We start from the raw sequence: 20,659 nt of genomic DNA, 5'->3' as shown, positions 1-20,659 counted from the left end.
GGCTTTCGAGGTGAACAATGTGCCGGTTTTTACAAAGCACATAAGTTTTTTTCGGCATAAGCCTTATGAAAATTTTTTCTTAGCTACGCTTCAGGATGTTCTTAGCTCTGTTGTTACAAGAGTGAAACGCTTAGGCCTATAAATATCGTCAAATATTTGGCGACAGTAACACACCATCAGGACTCAGGGAGATGCACCCATGCGCGTTCTAACCCCCCTCTGCAGCGCGGTTTTGCTGGCCATGGCTTGCACTTCTCAAGCCCAGGCCATGAACCTCACCGAAGCGATCCAGAGCACCATTGCCACCCACCCGGAACTTGCTTCGCGCGTGGACGCCCGCCTGTCAGCAGATGAACAAGTCAAAGTCGCCAAGGGCGGCTTCTATCCGTCCGTCGATTTGAACGCCGCTTACGGTCGCGGCTACAGCGATAACACCAACACCCGCGCGTTTGGCAATCACGACAAGCGCATCCTCAATTACACCCAATCCGAGCTGCGCTTGCGGCAAATGCTCTTCGACGGTTTCAACACCGCCAACGAGGTCGAGCGCACCAAAGGCGTGTCCAATTCGCGCGCCTATTACGCGCAAGGCACCGCCCAGGATCTGGCCCTGCGCACCATCGAGGTCTACCTCGAAGTGCTCAAACGCCGCGAACTGGTAACCCTGGCTACCAACAACCTGCAAGCGCACTTGCGCGTCAACGATCAGATCGGTCTGCGTACCGAGCGCGGCGTCGGCAGCACCGCCGACTCCGACCAATCGGGTGCCCGTAAGGCGTTGGCGCAAAACAACCTCGACACCGCCGAAGTCGATCTGGCCGATGCCGAGGCCAACTTCTACAGCGTGGTCGGGCGCATGCCCGATGAGCTGGAAACTCCAGCGTCGACTCGCGGCGAGCTGCCAACCCAATTGCGCGAAGCCCAGCAGAGCATGGTCGACAACAACCCGTACCTGAAATCAGCCCAGGCCGACGTGCAATCGGCCGAGAGCCAGTACGAAGTTGCCAAGTCGCCGTTCTACCCACGTTTCGATGCCGAAGCGGCGGTCGGCGCCAACAACAACGTGCAGGGTGACGAGGGCCACGACAACGAATGGCGTGTGGGTGTGGTGATGAACTACAACCTGTTCCGCGGCGGCAGTGACAAGGCTCGCCTGGCTGCGAATGCGCACGACATCAATCAGGCGATGGATATTCGCAACAACGCCCTGCGCCAGCTCAACGAGAACATTCGCCTGGCCTGGAACGCCATGGAAAATGCCAAGAAGCAAACCCCGACCGCCCGCGAATATGCCGAAACCACCAAACGCGTACGCGCCGCGTATCAGGATCAGTTCGGCCTCGGCCAACGTACCCTGCTCGACTTGCTCGACAGTGAAAACGAGCTCTACAACGCCAACCGCCGTTACACCGAAATCCGCTACACCGAGGAATATTCGATGTACCGCGTACTGGCGAACATGGGCCAGTTGCTGAGCAAACAACGGGTGGTGCTGCCTGCCGACGCGATCGCCGCGACCGAAGTGAAGAACGAAGCACGTCTGCCAGAGCTGAAATGACGTAAACCTCCTGCCGAAGGCTGCTGATCCTGATCGTTCCCACGCTCCGCGTGGGAATGCAGCCCGTGACGCTCCGCGTCACTGACGCAGAGCGTCCCTGGAGGCATTCCCACGCGGAGCGTAGGAACGATCAGTAAGCCCAATGAAGCGGTAACAGGGGAGCGATCAATATGACCAGCATGGAACCCGGCCATTCCGGGGTCGATCCGCGGCTGAGCTTCGATGACCCGTTACTCGACGGTCTGTTGATCCTATGCAAACTGCATGGCGCGACGGTAAGTCGCGCCAGCCTGAGTGCCGGGCTGCCCCTGGACAAGCAACGCCTGAGCCTCGATCTGCTGCCCCGCGCCGCCGCTCGTGCCGGGTTGCAGGCGCGGCTGTTGCGCCGTGAACTGAAAGATATCTCGCCACTGAACCTGCCAATATTGTTGCTGCTCAACGACGGCCGCACCGCCGTGCTGCGGCGTTTTGGCGATGACGGCAAAGCGCTGATTCTGCCCAGTGAAGCAGATGGCGGCGAACAATGGGTCAACCGCGAGGAACTCGCCGAACACTACAACGGCCAGGCGTTGTTCGCCCGCCCGCGTCACGAACTCGAAGACCTGCGCTCACCGCTGGTACCACGGGTGCATGCCTGGTTTCGCGACACCCTGAAGCTGTCGAAATGGCTGTACAGCGATGCGATTCTCGCCAGTTTTCTGATCAACCTTCTGGGGCTGATGGTGCCGCTGTTCGTCATGCAGACTTACGATCGCGTAGTCCCCAATCAAGCCACGTCGACCCTGTGGGTGCTGTCGATCGGCCTGCTGATCGGCACCGGCTTCGAACTGGTGCTGCGGGTGGTGCGCGCGCACCTGCTCGACACCGCCGGCAAGAAAACCGATGTGATCCTTTCCGCGACTTTGTTCGAGCGCATCACCGGCATGTCGATGAAGGCGCGGCCGGCGACCATCGGCGGTTTCGCCCAAAGCATTCACGACTTTCAGGGTCTGCGCGAATTCCTCACGGCGGTGACCCTGACCAGCCTGATCGACCTGCCGTTTGTGGTGTTGATGCTGGTGGTGATCGGCCTGCTCGGCGGCTGGCTGGTAGTGATCCCGCTGCTGGCGTTTCCGTTGACGATCATATTCGCCATGATTATTCAGGTGCGCCTGCGTGACACCGTGCAGAAGAGTCTGAGCCTCGGCGCTGAACGTCAGGCGCTGTTGATCGAAACCCTCGGTGGCCTGGAAACCCTCAAGGCCTGCAGCGCCGAAAGCGAGCGCCAGCACAAATGGGAAAGCACCCACGGCGCCCTCACCCGCCTCGACAGCCATGCGCGCAACCTCTCGGCACTGGCCACCAACGGCACGCTGTTCATCCAGCAGTTTTCCGGGATGGCGACGATTGTTGCCGGGGTCTACAGCATCATTGCCGGCAACCTCAGCGTGGGTGCGCTGGTCGCGACCTACATGCTCGGCAGTCGCGTGCTGGCGCCACTGGGGCAAATCGCCGGGCTGATCACCCGCTACCAGCAAGCGCAACTGACGATGAAAAGCACCGATGCGCTGATGGCGTTGCCGCAGGAACGCGACGGCAAACAGCGGCCGCTGGAACGCACCCAACTGCAGGGTGCCCTCGACGTCAACGGCGTGACCTTCCACTACAACGGCCAGAATGCACCGGCCCTGAGCAATGTCAGTTTCAGTCTGAAACCCGGCGAACGAGTCGGCATCATCGGCCGCAGCGGTTCGGGAAAAAGCACTTTGGCGCGGCTGGTGATGGGTTTCTACGAGCCCGAGGAAGGCCAGTTACTGCTCGACGGCCTCGACCTGCGGCAACTGGATGTCGCCGACCTGCGCCAACAGATCGGCTACGTCGCCCACGACCTGCCACTGCTGGCCGGCAGCCTGCGCGACAACCTGACCTTGGGCGCGCGCTACATCAGCGATTCACGCATGCTCGAAGTCGCCGAACTGACCGGCGTCACCGAACTCGCCCGCCAGCACCCGCAAGGCTTCGACCGGCCAGTGGGCGAACGCGGGCAATTGCTCTCCGGTGGTCAGCGCCAAGCGGTGTTGCTGGCGCGAGCCCTGTTGCTCGACCCGCCAATCATGCTGCTCGACGAACCCACCAGCGCCATGGATAACAGTAGCGAAGACCAGTTACGCCAGAAACTGCATGGCTGGGTACAAGGCAAAACCCTGCTGCTGGTCACCCACCGTACCTCGATGCTGAGCCTGGTGGATCGCTTGCTGGTGCTGGACAACGGCCGGGTCGTCGCTGACGGTCCGAAAGAAGCAGTCATCGATGCACTGCGCAAGGGCCGTGTCGGCTCGGCGGCGGTCTAGGAGTAAGCCATGTCTGCTGCATCCGATGGCAAATCACGCGGCTACTTCGACAGTTTCGGCAAAAGCGCCGAGGCCGAGTTCATGCCGGAAACCGCCGGCGCGTCATTGCAGGATTCGCCACGCTGGTCGCGGATTACCGTGTGGCTGGCGGCGGGACTGTTGATCAGCGCACTGGTCTGGGCCAAGTTCGCGGTGCTTGAAGAAGTGACCATGGGCGAAGGCAAGGCAATTCCGTCGAGCAAGGTCCAGGTGATCCAGAACCTTGAGGGCGGGATTGTCACCGAGATCTTTGTTCGCGAAGGCCAGATGGTGAACAAGGGCGACACTCTGCTGCGCCTGGATGACACGCGATTTCGCTCGAACAAGGGTGAAAGCGAGGCCGACCGCTATGCGCTGACTGCACAGGTCGAACGACTGGCAGCAGAATCCGAAGGTCGGCCGTTCAAGCTCTCCGCCGAAGTGATCGCCAAGGCACCGCAAGTCGCCGAAGACGAGCGCTCGCTGTACGAACAACGCCAGCGACGGCTGGCCAGTGAACAGCGCACTTTGAGCGAGCAACTGCGGCAGAAGACTCAGGAACTGGCCGAGTTTCGCTCCAAGCAAGGCCAGTTCAGCTCCAGCCTGGCGCTGCTGCAACAAGAGATGAGCATGTCCGAGCCCTTGGTGAAAGCCGGCGCGGTATCGCCGGTGGAAATCCTGCGGCTCAAGCGCAGCGCCGTGGAAATCCGAGGTTCGCTGAATGCCACCACACTGGCGATTCCCCGGGCGGAATCGGCGATTGCCGAGATCCGCAGCAAGATCGACGAGTCGGAGCAGACCTTCCGCTCCGAGGCGGCGAAAGAACTGAATGAGAAACGCACCGATCTGTCAAAAATCACCGCATCGAGCATCGCCATCGACGACCGCGTCAGCCGCACTACGGTCACCTCGCCAGTGCGTGGAGTGATCAAGCAAATGAAGGTCAACACCATCGGCGGCGTGGTCCAGCCGGGCAGCGACATGGTCGAAATCGTGCCGCTGGAAGACAACCTGCTGATCGAAGCCAAGGTACGGCCGCAGGACGTGGCATTCCTGCATCCGGGCCAGAAAGCCATGGTCAAGTTCAGTGCTTACGATTACACGATCTACGGCGGGTTGAGCGCCAAGCTTGAGTTGATCGGCGCCGACACGATTACCGATGACAAGGGCAACAGTTTCTACCTGATTCAGGTGCGCACCGATAAAAACCACTTGGGCGGGGATTTGAAACCGTTGCTGATCATTCCGGGGATGGTGGCGACGGTGGACATTATTACCGGAGAGAAAAGTGTGCTGGATTACCTGCTCAAACCGGTACTGAAAGCCCGGACCGAGGCGATGCGCGAGCGCTAGGGGTTATCAGGATTTGGCGATGATTGATCTGGCGCCTTCGCGAGCAAGCCCGCTCCCACATTTGGAATGCGTTCCCCCTGTGGGAGCGGGCTTGCTCGCGAAGAGGCCGGTATTACCAACACCTATCTTTCGCCATGATTCTTCTGAAAGGTCTCCTCGCCCATCGCCGCAATCTGCCCCTCGATCAACGCTTCGAACGGCTTGAGCAACGGCTCGAATGACCTCGGCGCCTCCAGCGTCTGCAACGCTTGCACAATCGCCTCAATCGTCGACAACGCCCCCGGCCCCGGTGCCTTGCGCAAGCGATAGCGCGACACCCCGCCCTCGGCCAGCGTCACCCGCGGCAACGCTGCCAGCAACGGGTTGAGGTGCAGCATCTTGCGCGCCTTACGCCAGGTGCCGTCCGGCACGACCAGCAACAGCGGTTGATCAGACTCGCCGTAGGCCTGCATCGGCTGCGCATCGTCCGCCGGAAACAACAACCGCGCTTGATACCCCGGTTGATTCAACAGCGCCGGCAAATCCTCGAACACCTCACCGACGATCAGTTCGGCATTGGTCAAACCAAGCGCCGCCAGCCGTGCGGTATTGAGCGCATGACCGACCTCACTCGGATGCTGCAAAAGCAACACGCGAGTGCGGCTGTCGAGACTGGGGATCAGCGCGCACAGGCAATGGGTTTGTGGGCGCAGGCAGCGCGGGCATTGGGGTCTGGACATTGATTCTTAGGCCTGATTGAGCTGAGCTTTGAGCAAATCGCGAAAGGTCTGGATCAGCGGTTCACGGCTGCGGCCACGGCGCATGATCATCGAGAACGGCGCCTGATAACCGAAGGTCGCCGGCAACAGCACGCGCAGATCACCCTTGTCGGCCCAGGCTTGCGCGTAGTGTTCCGGCAGATAGCCGATGTAGGCGCCGGACAGCACCAGAATCAGCTGCGCCTCCATACTTTCCACGGTCGCGGCGCTGTGTTTGAAACCGTGCCGCGCCAGTTCCGCCTGACTCCAGTAGCCACGACCGACCATGCGTTGCTGGGTAATGACTTGTTCGGGAATGCGCCGTTCGTTGAACAACGGGTGCCGGCTACTGCAATACAGCCAGTGCTGTTCGCGGTACAGCGGCATGTAGACCAGCCCGCTCATGCGCGTGGAAAACGCGCCAATAGCCAGGTCGAGACGGTTGTCCTGCACGCCGAGTTGCAGTTCATACGGGCTCATCACCGACAGATGCAAATGCACCGCCGGGTGTTCCTGGCTGTAGGCTCCGATGGCTTCGGCGAACGGCAGAGCCTTGTCGCTGACGGTGGAGTCGATGACCCCGAGGTTGAGCGTGCCGCGCAGTTCGCCTTTGAGCGCGGCGGCGTACTGCTCGAAGCCTTCGAGTTCGGCGAGCAGGCGCAACGTTTCCTGATGAAACAGCTCACCCTTGCTGGTCAGGCTGAACCCGCCACGGCCACGATGGCACAGCACCAGACCGAGCGCAGCTTCGAGCTGACTCATGTAGGTGCTGATCGCCGAGGTCGACAGGTTGAGTTCCTGCTGCGCGTTGGCGAAACCCTGATGACGGACCACGCTGACGAAGATGCGTAACAGTTTCAGGTCGGGTAAAGCGTTGGCCATGTCTACTCCAAGGATCGTCCCCACGCTCCGCGTGGGAATGCAGCCCGTGACGCTCTGCGTCACCTGCGAGTACGGCTGGACGCGGAGCGTCCGTGGATGCATTCCCACGCAGAGCATGGGAACGAGCAAGTGTGGAAGTCTGGCATTAGTTTAGAAAAATCTGAACTAAGTATTTGCCCGTAGCGATTCTTCCCCTCCACTACATTTCGCAGAATCGGCCCACAGCGGTGCCCGCATGCCGGCGCGCCGACATAAATAAAACAAAGACGATGAGGCCCTACCCGTGGACAAGATTCTTCACCAACCACTGGGCGGCAATGAAATGCCGCGCTTCGGCGGCATCGCCACCATGCTCCGACTTCCCCATGTACCGACCGCTGCCGGCCTGGACGCTGCTTTCGTAGGCGTGCCACTGGACATCGGTACTTCGCTGCGCCCCGGCACCCGCTTCGGGCCACGCGACATCCGCACCGAATCGGTGATGATCCGCCCGTACAACATGGCCACCGGCGCTGCGCCCTTCGACTCGCTGTCGGTTGCCGACATCGGTGACGTGGCGATCAACACCTTCAACCTGCTCGACGCCGTGCGCATCATCGAAGAAGCCTACGACAACATCCTCGAGCACAACGTGATCCCGATGACCCTGGGTGGCGACCACACCATCACCCTGCCGATCCTGCGTGCGATCCATAAAAAGCATGGCAAGGTCGGTCTGGTACACATCGATGCCCACGCGGACGTCAACGATCACATGTTCGGCGAGAAGATCGCCCACGGCACCACCTTCCGCCGCGCGGTTGAAGAGGGTCTGCTCGATTGCGACCGCGTGGTACAGATCGGTCTGCGTGCGCAGGGCTACACCGCTGACGACTTCAACTGGAGCCGCGATCAGGGTTTCCGCGTGGTGCAGGCCGAAGAGTGCTGGCACAAGTCGCTGGCACCGCTGATGGCCGAAGTGCGCGAGAAAGTCGGCGGTGGCCCGGTGTACCTGAGCTTCGACATCGACGGCATCGACCCGGCCTGGGCGCCCGGCACCGGCACCCCGGAAATCGGTGGTCTGACGACCATTCAGGCGATTGAGATCGTGCGTGGCTGCCAAGGCCTCGACCTGATCGGTTGCGATCTGGTAGAAGTCTCGCCCGCTTATGACACCACCGGCAACACCTCGCTGCTGGCCGCCAACCTGCTGTACGAAATGCTCTGCGTACTGCCAGGCGTGGTTCACCGCTGAGGGTTGGGTCATGAACGAACGTGATCAGGTTCTGAAGGCCGCCGCCGATCTGGTGTCCGCCTTCGCCCGTAACGATCGCGAAGCCTACTTCGGCGCATTCAGCGCCGATGCCAGCTTCGTCTTCTACACCCTCGACCAGCCGCTGCTGTCGCGCGATGCCTATCAGGCCTTGTGGGACAACTGGCGCGCCGAGGATGGCTTCGAGGTGCTTTCCTGCACCTCAAGCAACGCCTTCGTCAGCCTGCAAGGTGACGTGGCGGTGTTTATCCATGACGTGGCCACCGAGCTGCGCATGCAAGGGGAGCAACACTTCAGCCAGGAGCGCGAGACGATTGTTTTCAAGAAACAAGCGTCGAGCCTAGAACAACAAGGCCATTGGCTGGCCTGCCACGAACATTTGTCCGCAATGCCGGAAGGGCTGCCATCCCCTTAGCCAAACAGGTGACGCCTCACACACGATGAGGCGCGCCTTTATGATCGGAGCAGATCATGAATAACAACAACAACGACCAAAGCCTTACGCAGATTGAAACCCACGGGGTCGAGCAGATCCCGGACCACGAACGCAGCGCAGGTCCGACGGACTTGTTCCGGATGATCTTCGCTGGTTCCAATACCTTTGCCACCGCCGTGCTCGGCAGTTTCCCGGTGCTGTTCGGCCTGTCGTTTCAGGCCGGCGTCTGGGCGATTGTTGCGGGCGTGCTGCTCGGCTCGCTGATCCTCGCACCGATGGGCCTGTTCGGCCCGCTCAACGGCACCAACAATGCCGTGTCGTCCGGTGCACACTTCGGCGTGCACGGGCGGATCGTCGGTTCGTTCCTGTCGCTGTTGACCGCTATCGCGTTTTTCTCGCTCTCGGTGTGGAGTTCGGGGGATGCGTTGATCGGTGGTGCGAAACGCCTGATCGGTTTGCCGGAAACCGACCTGACCCTGGGCCTGGCCTACGGTCTGTTCGCGATCCTGGTGCTGACCGTGTGCATCTACGGCTTCCGCTTCTTGCTGTGGGTGAACAAGATCGCGGTGTGGAGCGCCAGCCTGTTATTCCTGCTGGGCATCTTCGCCTTCGCCGGTCCTTTCGACGTCCACTACGCCGGCACCGTGAATCTCGGTCAACCGGGCTTCTGGGCAGCCTTCATCGGCGCGGCGCTGGTGGCCATGAGCAACCCGATTTCCTTCGGCGCGTTCCTCGGCGACTGGTCGCGCTACATCCCGCGTGACACCTCCAAGCAACGGATCATGGCAGCGGTTGTGCTGTCGCAGATCGCCACGTTCATCCCGTTCCTGTTCGGCCTGAGTACCGCGACCATCGTCGCGATCAAGGCGCCGGACTACATCGCGGCCAACAACTATGTAGGCGGTCTGCTGGCGGTGTCGCCGAGCTGGTTCTTCCTCCCGGTGTGCCTGATTGCGGTGATCGGCGGCATGTCCACCGGCACCACTTCGCTGTATGGCACCGGGCTGGACATGTCGAGCGTGTTTCCGCGGGTGTTGTCTAGGGTCAAGGCGACGCTGCTGATCGGCGTGCTGTCGATTGCCTTCATCTTTATCGGACGCTTTGCGGCGAACCTGGTGCAGAGCGTGTCGACCTTCGCGGTGCTGATCATCACCTGCACCACCCCGTGGATGGTGATCATGATCATCGGCCTGGTGGTGCGTCGCGGCTTCTACTGCCCGGATGACCTGCAAGTGTTCACTCGCGGCGAACAGGGTGGCCGCTACTGGTTCACCCACGGCTGGAACTGGCGTGGTCTGGGCGCGTGGATCCCGAGTGCGGCGGTCGGCTTGTGCTTCGTCAATCTGCCGGGGCAATTCGTCGGCCCGCTGGGTGAAATGGCCGGCGGCATCGACGTCAGTTTGCCGGTGACGCTGGGCCTGGCTTCGGTGGTGTACCTGACGTTGTTGAGCCTGTTCCCGGAACCGCGGGAAGTGTTCGGCCCGACGGATGCCCGTAGTCAAATCGTGGAAAAACTTGAACTGCGCCAGGCCACCTGACGCAGATCCCCTGTGGGAGCGAGCCTGCTCGCGAAAGCAATCTTTCAGTCACTTCTTTGTTGAATGTGCTGACGCCTTCGTCGGATCGCCGCCCGGAGCAGGCTCGCTCCCACAGTGGGCAGCATTGCTGAACCAAATTTGTTTCAACATAAAAAAGACAATCGGAGACACGCCATCATGGCTTTGGATTTATTCGTCGTCCTCATCTACGCCGCCGGCATGCTCTTGCTCGGCTACTTCGGCATGCGCAAAGCCAAGACCAACGAAGATTTTCTGGTCGCCGGTCGCAACCTCGGCCCAAGCCTGTACATGGGCACCATGGCCGCAACCGTGCTGGGTGGCGCGTCCACCGTCGGCACCGTGCGCCTGGGCTACGTGCATGGCATCTCCGGTTTCTGGCTGTGTGCGGCACTGGGTTGCGGCATCGTCGCGCTGAACCTGTTCCTCGCCAAACCGCTGCTGAAACTGAAGATCTACACCGTTACCCAAGTGCTGGAAAAACGCTACAACCCGATGGCCCGCTCGGCGAGCGCGGTGATCATGCTGGCCTACGCGCTGATGATCGGCGTGACCTCGATACTGGCCATCGGCACCGTCCTGCAAGTGCTGTTTGACCTGCCATTCTGGGTCTCGGTACTCGTCGGTGGTGGCGTCGTGGTGATCTACTCGGCGATCGGCGGCATGTGGTCGCTGACCCTCACCGACATCGTCCAGTTCATCATCAAGACCGTGGGCCTGATGTTCATCCTGTTGCCAATCTGCCTGTACCGCGTTGGCGGTTGGGACGAGCTGGTGCTGAAACTGCCGGCCACTGCCTTCAGCTTCACCACGATTGGCTGGGACACGATCATCACCTACTTCATGATCTACTTCTTCGGCATCCTGATCGGTCAGGACATCTGGCAACGGGTGTTCACCGTCAAGACCGCTAAAGTCGCGCAATACGCCGGCAGCATCGCCGGTATCTACTGCATCCTTTACGGTCTGGCCTGTGCGCTGATCGGCATGGCTGCGCACGTGCTGATCCCGGATCTGGACAACGTCAACAACGCCTTCGCCGCCATCGTCAAACTGTCGCTGCCGGACGGCATCCGTGGTCTGGTGATTGCTGCGGCACTCGCTGCAATGATGTCCACCGCCAGCGCCGGCCTGCTCGCCGCGGCCACGACCCTGACTGAAGACCTGCTGCCGAAACTGCGTGGCGGCAAACAGTCGAGCCTGGCCATCAACCGTCTGTTCACCCTGCTGACCGGTATCGTCGTGCTGGGCATCGCGCTGGTGGTGAACGACGTGATCAGCGCCCTGACCCTCGCTTACAACCTGTTGGTGGGCGGCATGCTGGTTCCGCTGATCGGTGCGATCTTCTGGAAACGCGCGACCACCGCCGGCGCTATCGCCAGCATGGGCCTGGGTTTCGCCACCGCGCTGGTATTCATGTTCAAGGACGGTCTGGATGCGAACACGCCGATCTACTACAGCCTGGCGGTGGGTCTGGTGAGTTTCGTGGTGGTCAGCCTGGCGTCGCGTCGTCCTGCGACCGTGGCCAGTGCCATCTAAGCTTTGATGTAACGACTTGATGCTTTCTTCGACGGGTGTGGCGTCGGTTGCCACACCCGTTTTTTTTCGTCTTGAGGAATGTGCCGATGATGATTGTTCCCCGCGATCAGTGGTTCGAAGTGCAAACCCTGAGCGATGGCATTCGCCTGATTCACGAGCCGTACATCCGCCCGTTCTACCGCTGCAACCTCTGGCACGTTCAGGGTCGCGACAAGGATCTGCTGCTCGACAGCGGTTCAGGTCTGGTCAGCCTGCGCGAGCAATTGCCATGGCTGACCGAGCGCCCACTGGTGGCAGTGGCCAGCCATTGTCATTTCGACCATATCGCCGGACATCACGAATTTGCCGAACGCCTGGTGCATCCGGCCGAAGCAGACATTTTGGCAGCGCCGGACGGCGAGAATGACTTGAGCCGCGCCTTCGTCGGCGACGACATGTTCGAGGCGCACCCGGACTGCCCGCTGTGTTACGCCGAGTACCGGGTCAAAGCGGCACCGGCCACTGGGTTTGTCGAGGACGGTGATGTGCTGGATCTGGGCAATCGCACGTTGCAGGTGCTGCACACACCGGGGCATTCGCCGGGTGGGATCAGCCTGTATGAAGCGGCCACCGAGACCCTGTTCAGCGGCGACATCATCTACGACGGGCCGTTGATCGAAGACGCCTACCATTCCAATCTGGATGACTATGCCGCCAGTCTGCGCAGGCTGCACGCCCTGCCGATCCGCACCGTGCATGGCGGACATTTCGGCAGTTTCTGCGGTGAGCATTTGCGCTCGATGATTGACGAATGGTTGCGCGCACACGCCTGACCCCTGCTGTACTCAAGCAGAACAACCATCAGAACAATCTGCCATGAGAAGAGCTGCCGTACGTGCCGCCGTGCACCGATACATCCGGCGATTGCTGGAAACGCGCGAATTCAATGACAACACCAGTCTGGTGCAATTGGGTTTGGAAAAAGCCGATATCGAGGATTTGATCTTCCACCTAGAGGATGAATTCGGACTGACGGCCTTTACCGCAGAGGAAGATCACATGCTCAAGACGGCGAAGACCGCGAATGACTTGAGCCGTTTTTTGCTGATGATTGCGCGGCACTGAAAGCAAAAGATCGTCCGATCGCGGTCCGAGCCTTCGGCAGCTCCTACATTGATCCGTGTAGGAACTGCCGAAGGCTCGGACCGCGATCGGACGATCTTTTGATCTTGAATCCTTTGATCTCGGATCGGGGGCGTTACCGGCGCCGTTGTTGACGGCGGCGCTGCTCGTCATCGGTGCGAATCGGTACCGGTTGCAGAGGCGGTTCGATCAAGCCGAGGGCAACACCCAAATCATGCAGCCAGTTTTGAATTTTCTCTTTCATCGTCATGCCCCCTTCAGGGTAGTGCCGAGCGGCCGGAATTCTGAGGCCGCTTCGCACTGATAATAGTCCGAAGTCCTACGCAATGCTCGGCCAAATCCGCAATGATCTGTTACTGAATTGAACAGAGTCTGCTGCCATGGGTTCAGGCTGTTTCCCGACGTTCAGTCAAAGGTGCGGAATAGACCGCCTGCTGCACCTCGATCCACGCATTGAGATTGGCACCCAGCATGCCCCGGCGCCACATGAGCCACGTTGTCGCACCCGCAAATGGCTCGGCCAAAGGGTGCACTGCGACGCTCTCGCGTCCCGGCAGACTGGCCAGCATCGACTCCGACATCAACGCCACACCACTGCCGGCAATCACGCAGGCGAGCATGCCTTGATACGACTCGATCTCCATCGCCCGGCCCATCGCGGCGTGGGCATGGGCGAACCACGCTTCAAGGCGCATGCGATAGGAACAGCCGCGGCGGAAGGTGAACACAGAGCGCCCTTCGACATCCCGCGCGCTTAGTACCGGCGGATGATCCGGTTCGGTGATCAACACCAGTCTTTCCTCACACAAGGGCACGCCGTCGAGCCCGGCGAACTCCAGCGGCCCATCCACCAGCGCCGCGTCGAGACGCCCCGTGAGCAAGCCTTCGAGCAGTTCACCGCTGGGCGCCGACTGCACTTGCAGGTTCACCGCCGGGTATTGCTTGTGATACCGCGCCAGCAGCGCCGGCAGATGGATCGCCGCCGTGCTGTACATGGTGCCCACGACAAAGTCCCCCGCCGGCTGCCCACCCATCACTGCCGCGCTGGCCTGATCGCGCAAGGCAAACAATTTGCCGGTGTAGTCCAGCAAGACTTTTCCCGCCGGTGACAGCTGCAAGCGCTGACGCTCACGGACGAACAGTTCGACGCCCATTTGCTCTTCCAGCTGTTTCAGTCGGGTCGACAGATTCGACGGCACCCGGTGCAGGCGTTCGGCGGCGCGGGTGATCGAACCTTCCTCGGCGACGGCCTGAAAAATCCGTAGTTGGCTGAACTCCACAACCTTTCTCCAGAACAGAACAAGTTTCTCACTATTATTCAATTTTAAAGAAAGTCAATCAGTCTTAGCCTGACGGTCATTGCTTTTCCAACGGAATCCAGACCATGTCGCCACTGATTCGCTTATCCGCCTGCTTCATCGCCCTGATGCTGGCCATGGGCATCGGGCGCTTCGCCCTCACCCCGCAAATGCCGCACCTGCTCAGTGAGGGGCAGTTCGACTTGACCGCCGCCGGTCTGATCGCGGCGGCCAACTACCTCGGTTATCTGCTCGGTGCAGTGGATGCGATGTTCGCCCGGCGTCCGCAACAGGTGCTGCGTCGACTGCACGGTGGCTTGTGGCTATGCGTGCTGCTGACGCTGGCATCCTTCTGGGCCAGCGGCTTCTGGTCGCATCTGCTGCTGCGCTTTGGCACCGGGGTGGCGAGTGCCTGGGTAGTGGTGATGATTACCACGCTCAGTCAGCCGCTGGCTGCGGCGGCGGGTCGTCCACGGCTTGGGGCGCTGGTATTTGCCGGACCGGGAATGGGGATTGTTCTGACGGGGTTGCTGGCGTTGGTCTCACATCTGCTGAACCAGACGTCCGCGACGTTGTGGCTGATTTATGCAGCAGCCGCGTTGGTGATGATGCTGGCGGTCTGGCGACTCCTGCCGCAACCCGCTGCCGCCAGGGCAGTTGCGGCAGCGGCCGTCAGTCCGTCGAATCGTGGCATCGGTCGGTTGGCGGTGATTTACGCTCTGTACGGCATCGGCTACGTCATCCCGGCGACGTTCCTGTCGCAGATGGCCAACGCGCAATTTCACGGGCAATGGCAGGCGGATCTGTTCTGGCCGTGCTTCGGCCTCGGCGCGGCCATCGGGGTGCTGCTGGTGAGTCTGCGCCGTCACGATCCGCAGACCACGCGTCACTGGTTGGTGGCGACGTTGTGGCTACAAGCGGCCGGTGTTTTTGCCTGCCTGTTGGGCAGCGGCTGGGGTCTGGCCTTGGGCGTAATCCTGTGCGGCACGCCGTTCCTGGCCTGCATGCAACTGGTCATGCAACGCTCGCGGGAACTGGCGCCCCACGCCACTCAGCGCAACGCCGGCATGCTTACCGCCTGCTTTGCCGTCGGCCAACTCGGCGGCCCGCTACTGGCCGCGCTGAGCAGCCATTTCAGCGGTGGCTTACAGCCGGCCCTGTTGATCGCAGGCAGCGGCTTGCTGATTGCTGGCGGGCTGGCGATGCAATCGACTGTTACTGGCCCAGCGCTTTGCGCAAACGCCGACGTACCCACTGTTCAGCGCTGACAAACGTGATGCCGAGCAACACCAGCACCGCGCCGATGATGAAGTTCAGGCTCAATTGCTCACCGAGCAGCAACACACCAAAGGTGACACCAAACAGCGGCGTCATGAACGAGAACACCGCCAGGTTGGCTGCCAGATAACGGCGCAACAGCCAGAACCACACCAGGTAACTGAAGAACGACACCACCAGCCCCTGGAACAACACGCTGGCCACCGCCACGGTGGTCAGGCTGACGTGGCTGATCTGGCCACTGAACAATGCGATCAGCAGCAGGCCGACGAAGCCGACGATCAACTGATAGAACAGGGTCAGCGTCACCGGCGCTTCCGACAGTCGCGAGGCGCGCACCACCACGGTGGTCGCGCCCCAACAGGCGCCGGCCAACACGCCAAAGGCATCGCCCAGCAGCATGCGTCGGTCGAGGTTGTCCCACGACACGCCGCCGGCAAAGGCAATCGCAATACCAATGAATGCGAGCAAAATCCCCAGCCACTGCAATGGCCGCAAACGCTCGCTGGCCAACAGAAAATGCACGCCCAATGCTGTAAAGATTGGCGCGGTGTAGAGGAACACCGACATGTGCGCAGCGGTGGTCAGTTGCAAGCCTTCGCTGATGAAGAAGAACTCCAGACCGAACAGTGCACCGGCCAGCAAGCCGCCGCGCCAGGTGTTGCCGACCTGATCCCAACCGCCCTTCCAGCAGATCAGCAATCCTACAAGCAACGCGGAAATACCCGACCGCCCCGCCGCCTGCATCACCGGCGCAATGTCCGGCGCCGCCCACTTGATCATGACCTGCTGCACGCCCCAGATCAGGCACAGGCCAATCATCACCTGCAAGGCAAAACGGTCGGCATTGCGCCGCTCGACAATCACCGCAACACCTCGAACACACACAACATGGCAGCCATCCAATGGTCAAAAAACAGTGCCGGGGATTATCAATCAGTCAGACAGAAAAAGCCGTCTGGAAAAGACATTTAGTTCATCGGTGGCGTCAGAGGTGAATGGCCGATGGCTGCGCCATCCATCGCGAGCAGGCTCGCTCCCACAGGAGAACGCATTTCAATGTGGGAGCGAGCCCGCTCGCGAAGACGTCAGCTCAATCAACACGGTTCAAGGATCTGACGTCACAACCGTTTCGCAACCAGAAACCCGACCGAACAAGCCACAGCGGTAGCAAACGTCCCCCACGCCCAATCCATCAACGACACCTGCACCGACCACCCGCGTAACGTCGCCCAATTGGTCAGGTCATACGTCCCATACGCGATAAGTCCCAGCAAAGCGCCCCGCTTTGCTGCCCACTGCAAACGGGCCGCTGGCAACACCACAAACATCAAGCAACCAAAAACGTACAGGCAATAAAAAACCGCTGCGGGAATCAGCAGCGGTTTTTCGAGCATCAGCGGCCCTAGCAGTTCACGATAGGTCGGCGCCATCAACAGGCCGAGCCAGATGCCGTCGAGCAAAAGAACCGTCACCAGCGTGGCGACGTAGGCAATCAGCGTTTTTTTCATCTACCCGACCTCAAGTGAGCCCATGCAACATGGGCCACGCAGGCTCAGGTTAGTTCAATGCGGTCAGCGTGAATGGCGATCTTGCCTTCCTTGTACAGCGAGCCGATGGCCTTCTTGAAGTTGCCTTTGCTGACGCCGAACAGGCTGCTGATCAACGCCGGATCACTCTTGTCGCTGACTGGCAGCGTGCCGTCGTTCTCGCGCAACTTGGCGAGAATCTTCGAGTTCAGGCTGCTGGCCGCTTCCTGGCCGACCGGCTGCAGGCTCAGGCTGATCTTGCCGTCGGCGCGCACTTCCTTGATGAAGCCTTTCTCGATCATGCCGGCGCGCATGAACTTGAAGATTTCATTCTTGTGGATCAAACCCCAGTGTTTGTTGTTGATGATCGCCTTGAAGCCCATGTCGGTGGCTTCGGCAACCAGCAGATCAACTTCCTGGCCCTGGCTGTAAGTGGCCGGGGTTTTGTCGAGGTAGCGATCCAGACGTGCCGTGGCGGTGATACGGCGGGTATGTTTATCGAGATAAACGTGCACCACGCAGTACTCGCCAGCGGTCATCTGACGTTTCTCTTCGGAATACGGCAGCAACAGATCCTTCGGCAGGCCCCAATCGAGGAACACACCGATGCTGTTGACTTCAACCACTTTCAGGCTGGCAAATTCGCCGACCTGAACTTTCGGTTTTTCAGTGGTGGCGAGAAGTTTGTCTTCGCTGTCCAGATAAATAAAAACATTGAGCCAGTCTTCATCTTCGCTGGGAATATCTTTGGGGATATAACGGTTGGGCAAAAGAATTTCGCCGTCGGCACCGCCGTCCAGATATAAACCGAAGTTAGTGTGTTTAACCACTTGCAGACTGTTGTAACGCCCGACTAAAGCCATTTTCCAAAACCCTCATTGCGTGGGCGGCATTCTACCCGGTTTTGCCGCGAACGTTGACCGGCAGATCCGTGCTTGCAGTGAAAACTGCGCAAAGCCTTGATTTTCCTTGGTTGCGGAACGCACGTTGCCGCTCGTCAGTCCGGTATCGCGTATCTCGCCTCACTGGCTCAGCGCTGCGAGACATCAATGTTCTTATTTAAAACAGAAGGTTAGACGGTTATTTCACACATTGAATCGCGAATAATGCACCCATAAGGTTGGTTATTCCGGAGGATATTTACCAAGCAATTGTCAAGTTATTCCTGTACGATGCCTGGCCGAGTTACTTTTCTACAGGTTAATGGCCGCCATGCGTGTAAAAGCATCCACCAGCAAAGCAAAGCCAGCTCCAGCCGTTGAAACCAGCGAATCGATCAACGATCAAATCGCTGCATTCCTCAAGTCCGGCGGCGAGATTCAGCAAATTGCCAAAGGCGTCAGCGGCCAGACGTTCGGCCCGTCCAAGCAGATCAGCCTGGGCAAGAAGTAACACCCGGTAATACACCCGTCCATAGGCGCTTTGAGCTTCGAAGCGTCTGGACTGGCACCGCGCAACATCCTTCCCCGCGTTAAACAAATAATCATCAAATCTTTGAAAATCGACGAACGGCCATCAATGCCGGGCATTCGCCGGTATCCTTGCACGCGTCTAGATCAAGCGTTTCAGCAGGCCCGCCGTCCTGCGCTCGCTGTTAATGGAGTGACGCATGCGCAAAACATCCTGTTTATCGATCGTAGGTCTACTGGCTTGCTCGACCGCGCACGCACAGATTTTCCAGCGTGAACTGGGCGACTTCGATCTCAAACTCGGCACCACGCCCAGCCGCAGCATGGCGCAAGGACTGGTCAAACCGGCGTCCACCGGCTCGTTTCATGGCGGACTCGACCTCAGCCACGACAGCGGCCTCTATGTTGGCCAGTACGCGCCGAGCATGGGCATCACCCCGGGCAAGAACCTCGAAATCGACTCCTACGTCGGCTTTAAACAACCTTTCGACGAAACCCTCGGCTACGAAGTCGGGATGATCCACTACAGCTATCCCAAAGTGGACACCCTCGACAGCCAGGAACTGTTCGGCGGCTTGACCCTGCTCGGTAGTCGCTTCGGAATCGCCCTGAGCAACGATCCGGATAAACAGAACAACACCCTGTTTGCCGACCTCAGCGGCAATCAGCCGTTCGGCATTGGCGTCAGCATGAAATACACCACCCACCAACTGAACACGCCGGCTGCGGTGGACGGTGGTTATGTCAGCAGTTTCACCGACTGGTCGGTGAAATTTTCCCGACCGTTCATGGGGGTCAATCTGGACCTGACCTACAGCAACTCCAGTCTCAGTGGCAGCGATTGCTCCGCCTACTCAGGGCACAACAGCGAGTGCGACGGCCTCGTCACGCTCAAGGCCGAGCGCGCCTTCTATTGATCGGCTGAACTGCCGGGTTCATTCTGCGTTCACATAAGAATCAGACCCCAAGGCTGGCCATCGCAAGGATTCGCCCATGTCTCGCTGGTTCAAACACATAGCAGCCCTGTTGATTTTCACCCTCGCCCTCGGCGCTTGCAGCCGCGTCGGCCTGGCCTATCGCAATCTCGATGTGATCATCCCGTGGACGCTTGGCGACTACCTGGACATGAACGGCGAGCAGAAGGACTGGTTCGACGAACGGCTCAAGGAGCACTTGAACTGGCACTGCACCACGCAACTGCCCGGCTACCTCGACTGGATGGATCGTTTGCAAAAGATGGTCGAGACCAATCAGGTGACAGACGCAGCACTTCAGTCGCGCACGGCGGAAGCCAAACAAGCGATTGCTGAAACCGCGCGAGAAATCACGCCATCAGCCATCAAGTTGCTGCAAGGCCTGGACGATAAACAAGTGGCGGAGATGAACGACGCGTTTGCCAAGGATCTGCGCAAGCGTCAGCAAGAATATCTGAAACCACCGCTGGACCAGCAGATCGCCGAGCGCGGCGCGCGCATGGTCAAACGCCTCAACGACTGGCTCGGTCCTTTGAGCGCCAATCAAGAGCAGCGGGTGATGGCGTGGTCGACAGCCTTGGGCGACCAGAATACCCAGTGGATCGCCAATCGTGCCCATTGGCAGCAGCAGTTCAGCGCTGCCGTTGCGCAACGCCAGAGTCCCGAATTCCCACAACGCATCGAGACGCTTCTGGTCAATCGCGAGCGTTTATGGACAGCGGATTACCGCAAGGCCTTCGCCGATACCGAGGCGCAGGGACGCTCGCTGGCGGTTGACTTGATGGCGCAAAGTACGCCGCAACAGCGGCAGCGGTTGTTGAAGAAGATCGAAGGGGTGCGTAAAGACTTCAACGACCTCAAATGCCTCAAAGCGGCGCAAAAAACCTGAACAAAACGAAGACCAATGTGGGAGCGAGCCTGCTCGCTCCCACATGGGGATATCTTTGAACTCAGGCGATCTGGGCTTTCGAAGCCACCTCATCAAACGTCGCCTCAGCCAGCGCATCCTCCTGCTCATCCAGCACCTGGCGTGGATGGTCATTGCCGGGAATGCTGCTATCAATCAGGCTCAGCAGGCTGGAACCGCGTGGCGTCAGGACAAAATTGTTTCCTGTGCTGCCCTCTTCATCCGGACGCGCTGCGATGTAGCCGCGCAGGAGCAACATCCTTTCATAGTCGCAAGCCAGCGTTTTAAGATGATCCAGATTCTCGATGGGCTCGCCAGCGCTGGATTTCTGCGCCGCATAGTCTTCGGCGTAGGCCCGAGGAGCAAAACTGTGTCCGGCACTGTTCTGCACTTCATGCAGCAAACGCTCAATCAAATCCCAGTTATAAGTCGTCATCCTGATTCAACCTCCGGTGCGCATGGTTTATGGCGCGGTCATAAA

Annotated in this window: 21 protein-coding genes; 13 read left to right on the top strand and 8 right to left on the bottom strand. The window is 59.8% G+C overall.

Going from position 1 to position 20,659, the window contains the following annotated elements; genetic code table 11:
• The first annotated feature begins 199 nt into the window (after positions 1 to 199).
• The 3 genes from ATI02_RS24175 to ATI02_RS24165 all read left to right on the top strand — a co-directional run bounded on the left by ATI02_RS24175 (position 200) and on the right by ATI02_RS24165 (position 5,259).
• Positions 200 to 1,558: a TolC family outer membrane protein gene (locus tag ATI02_RS24175; RefSeq protein WP_100847581.1), complete on the top strand. Its 1,359-nt coding sequence runs from the start codon at positions 200 to 202 to the stop codon at positions 1,556 to 1,558.
• A gap of 170 nt (positions 1,559 to 1,728) precedes the next feature.
• Positions 1,729 to 3,888, top strand: a complete 2,160-nt coding sequence (locus ATI02_RS24170; protein WP_100847580.1) for a type I secretion system permease/ATPase — start codon at positions 1,729 to 1,731, stop codon at positions 3,886 to 3,888.
• Positions 3,889 to 3,897: 9 nt separating this feature from the next.
• Positions 3,898 to 5,259 carry an HlyD family type I secretion periplasmic adaptor subunit gene (locus ATI02_RS24165; protein ID WP_100847579.1) on the top strand — a complete coding sequence of 454 codons (1,362 nt, stop codon included), beginning with the start codon at positions 3,898 to 3,900 and terminating at the stop codon, positions 5,257 to 5,259.
• Between the two features lie 122 nt (positions 5,260 to 5,381).
• On the opposite strand, the gene ATI02_RS24160 is transcribed toward ATI02_RS24165, so the two are convergent.
• Positions 5,382 to 5,978 carry a tRNA-uridine aminocarboxypropyltransferase gene (locus ATI02_RS24160; protein ID WP_100847578.1) on the bottom strand — a complete coding sequence of 199 codons (597 nt, stop codon included), beginning with the start codon at positions 5,976 to 5,978 and terminating at the stop codon, positions 5,382 to 5,384.
• Between the two features lie 6 nt (positions 5,979 to 5,984).
• Positions 5,985 to 6,878, bottom strand: coding sequence for a LysR family transcriptional regulator (locus tag ATI02_RS24155; protein WP_007956593.1), 894 nt, complete (start codon positions 6,876 to 6,878; stop codon positions 5,985 to 5,987).
• A gap of 283 nt (positions 6,879 to 7,161) precedes the next feature.
• Between ATI02_RS24155 and speB the strand changes: the two genes are divergently transcribed.
• From speB to ATI02_RS24120, 6 genes are all read left to right on the top strand, one after another.
• Positions 7,162 to 8,112, top strand: a complete 951-nt coding sequence (speB, locus tag ATI02_RS24145) for an agmatinase (protein WP_003222717.1) — start codon at positions 7,162 to 7,164, stop codon at positions 8,110 to 8,112.
• A 10-nt stretch (positions 8,113 to 8,122) separates the two neighbouring features.
• Entirely contained in the window at positions 8,123 to 8,545 is a 423-nt protein-coding gene (locus ATI02_RS24140; RefSeq protein WP_100847577.1) for a YybH family protein, read from the top strand.
• A 56-nt stretch (positions 8,546 to 8,601) separates the two neighbouring features.
• Positions 8,602 to 10,104, top strand: a complete 1,503-nt coding sequence (locus ATI02_RS24135; RefSeq protein WP_100847576.1) for a purine-cytosine permease family protein — start codon at positions 8,602 to 8,604, stop codon at positions 10,102 to 10,104.
• A gap of 177 nt (positions 10,105 to 10,281) precedes the next feature.
• The gene (locus ATI02_RS24130; RefSeq protein ID WP_095187786.1) at positions 10,282 to 11,661 is read left to right on the top strand and encodes a sodium:solute symporter family protein; all 1,380 of its coding nucleotides are present in this window, start codon (positions 10,282 to 10,284) and stop codon (positions 11,659 to 11,661) included.
• Between the two features lie 86 nt (positions 11,662 to 11,747).
• Positions 11,748 to 12,473: an MBL fold metallo-hydrolase gene (locus ATI02_RS24125; protein ID WP_100847575.1), complete on the top strand. Its 726-nt coding sequence runs from the start codon at positions 11,748 to 11,750 to the stop codon at positions 12,471 to 12,473.
• A gap of 43 nt (positions 12,474 to 12,516) precedes the next feature.
• Positions 12,517 to 12,765: a phosphopantetheine-containing protein gene (locus tag ATI02_RS24120; RefSeq protein ID WP_100847574.1), complete on the top strand. Its 249-nt coding sequence runs from the start codon at positions 12,517 to 12,519 to the stop codon at positions 12,763 to 12,765.
• Between the two features lie 133 nt (positions 12,766 to 12,898).
• Here the strand turns inward: ATI02_RS24120 and ATI02_RS33100 are convergent, their stop codons facing one another.
• Both ATI02_RS33100 and ptrR read right to left on the bottom strand, forming a co-directional pair.
• Entirely contained in the window at positions 12,899 to 13,027 is a 129-nt protein-coding gene (locus tag ATI02_RS33100) for a PA1414 family protein (RefSeq protein ID WP_007914492.1), read from the bottom strand.
• Positions 13,028 to 13,169: 142 nt separating this feature from the next.
• Complete coding sequence (gene ptrR / locus ATI02_RS24115; protein ID WP_095187783.1) at positions 13,170 to 14,063, bottom strand: putrescine utilization regulator PtrR; 894 nt, start codon at positions 14,061 to 14,063, stop codon at positions 13,170 to 13,172.
• Positions 14,064 to 14,167: 104 nt separating this feature from the next.
• Here ptrR and ATI02_RS24110 point away from each other — a divergent pair, with 104 nt between their 5' ends.
• A complete protein-coding gene (locus tag ATI02_RS24110; RefSeq protein ID WP_100847573.1) occupies positions 14,168 to 15,349 on the top strand; it encodes an MFS transporter in 1,182 nt (393 codons plus the stop codon).
• On the opposite strand, the gene ATI02_RS24105 is transcribed toward ATI02_RS24110, so the two are convergent.
• From ATI02_RS24105 to ATI02_RS24095, 3 genes are all read right to left on the bottom strand, one after another.
• Complete coding sequence (locus tag ATI02_RS24105) at positions 15,297 to 16,181, bottom strand: DMT family transporter (protein ID WP_420875225.1); 885 nt, start codon at positions 16,179 to 16,181, stop codon at positions 15,297 to 15,299. The genes ATI02_RS24110 and ATI02_RS24105 overlap by 53 nt on opposite strands.
• A gap of 299 nt (positions 16,182 to 16,480) precedes the next feature.
• A complete protein-coding gene (locus ATI02_RS24100) occupies positions 16,481 to 16,870 on the bottom strand; it encodes a DUF2177 family protein (protein ID WP_100847571.1) in 390 nt (129 codons plus the stop codon).
• 44 nt (positions 16,871 to 16,914) lie between these two features.
• Entirely contained in the window at positions 16,915 to 17,751 is an 837-nt protein-coding gene (locus ATI02_RS24095) for a CvfB family protein (protein WP_100847570.1), read from the bottom strand.
• 340 nt (positions 17,752 to 18,091) lie between these two features.
• Here ATI02_RS24095 and ATI02_RS24090 point away from each other — a divergent pair, with 340 nt between their 5' ends.
• The 3 genes from ATI02_RS24090 to ATI02_RS24080 all read left to right on the top strand — a co-directional run bounded on the left by ATI02_RS24090 (position 18,092) and on the right by ATI02_RS24080 (position 20,160).
• Complete coding sequence (locus ATI02_RS24090; RefSeq protein WP_016985943.1) at positions 18,092 to 18,280, top strand: PFL_1563 family small protein; 189 nt, start codon at positions 18,092 to 18,094, stop codon at positions 18,278 to 18,280.
• A 217-nt stretch (positions 18,281 to 18,497) separates the two neighbouring features.
• Positions 18,498 to 19,214: a TorF family putative porin gene (locus ATI02_RS24085; protein WP_100847569.1), complete on the top strand. Its 717-nt coding sequence runs from the start codon at positions 18,498 to 18,500 to the stop codon at positions 19,212 to 19,214.
• Positions 19,215 to 19,290: 76 nt separating this feature from the next.
• Positions 19,291 to 20,160, top strand: coding sequence for a DUF6279 family lipoprotein (locus tag ATI02_RS24080; RefSeq protein ID WP_100847568.1), 870 nt, complete (start codon positions 19,291 to 19,293; stop codon positions 20,158 to 20,160).
• A 61-nt stretch (positions 20,161 to 20,221) separates the two neighbouring features.
• Here ATI02_RS24080 and ATI02_RS24075 read toward each other — a convergent pair whose 3' ends face one another.
• The gene (locus tag ATI02_RS24075) at positions 20,222 to 20,614 is read right to left on the bottom strand and encodes a transcriptional regulator (protein WP_100847567.1); all 393 of its coding nucleotides are present in this window, start codon (positions 20,612 to 20,614) and stop codon (positions 20,222 to 20,224) included.
• Positions 20,615 to 20,659: the final 45 nt, after the last annotated feature.

Source organism: Pseudomonas baetica (genome assembly GCF_002813455.1).
GTDB classification, from domain to species: domain Bacteria; phylum Pseudomonadota; class Gammaproteobacteria; order Pseudomonadales; family Pseudomonadaceae; genus Aquipseudomonas; species Aquipseudomonas baetica.
The sequence above is the reverse complement of the archived record's forward strand: the minus strand, read 5'-3'. Positions and strand labels throughout refer to the sequence as shown.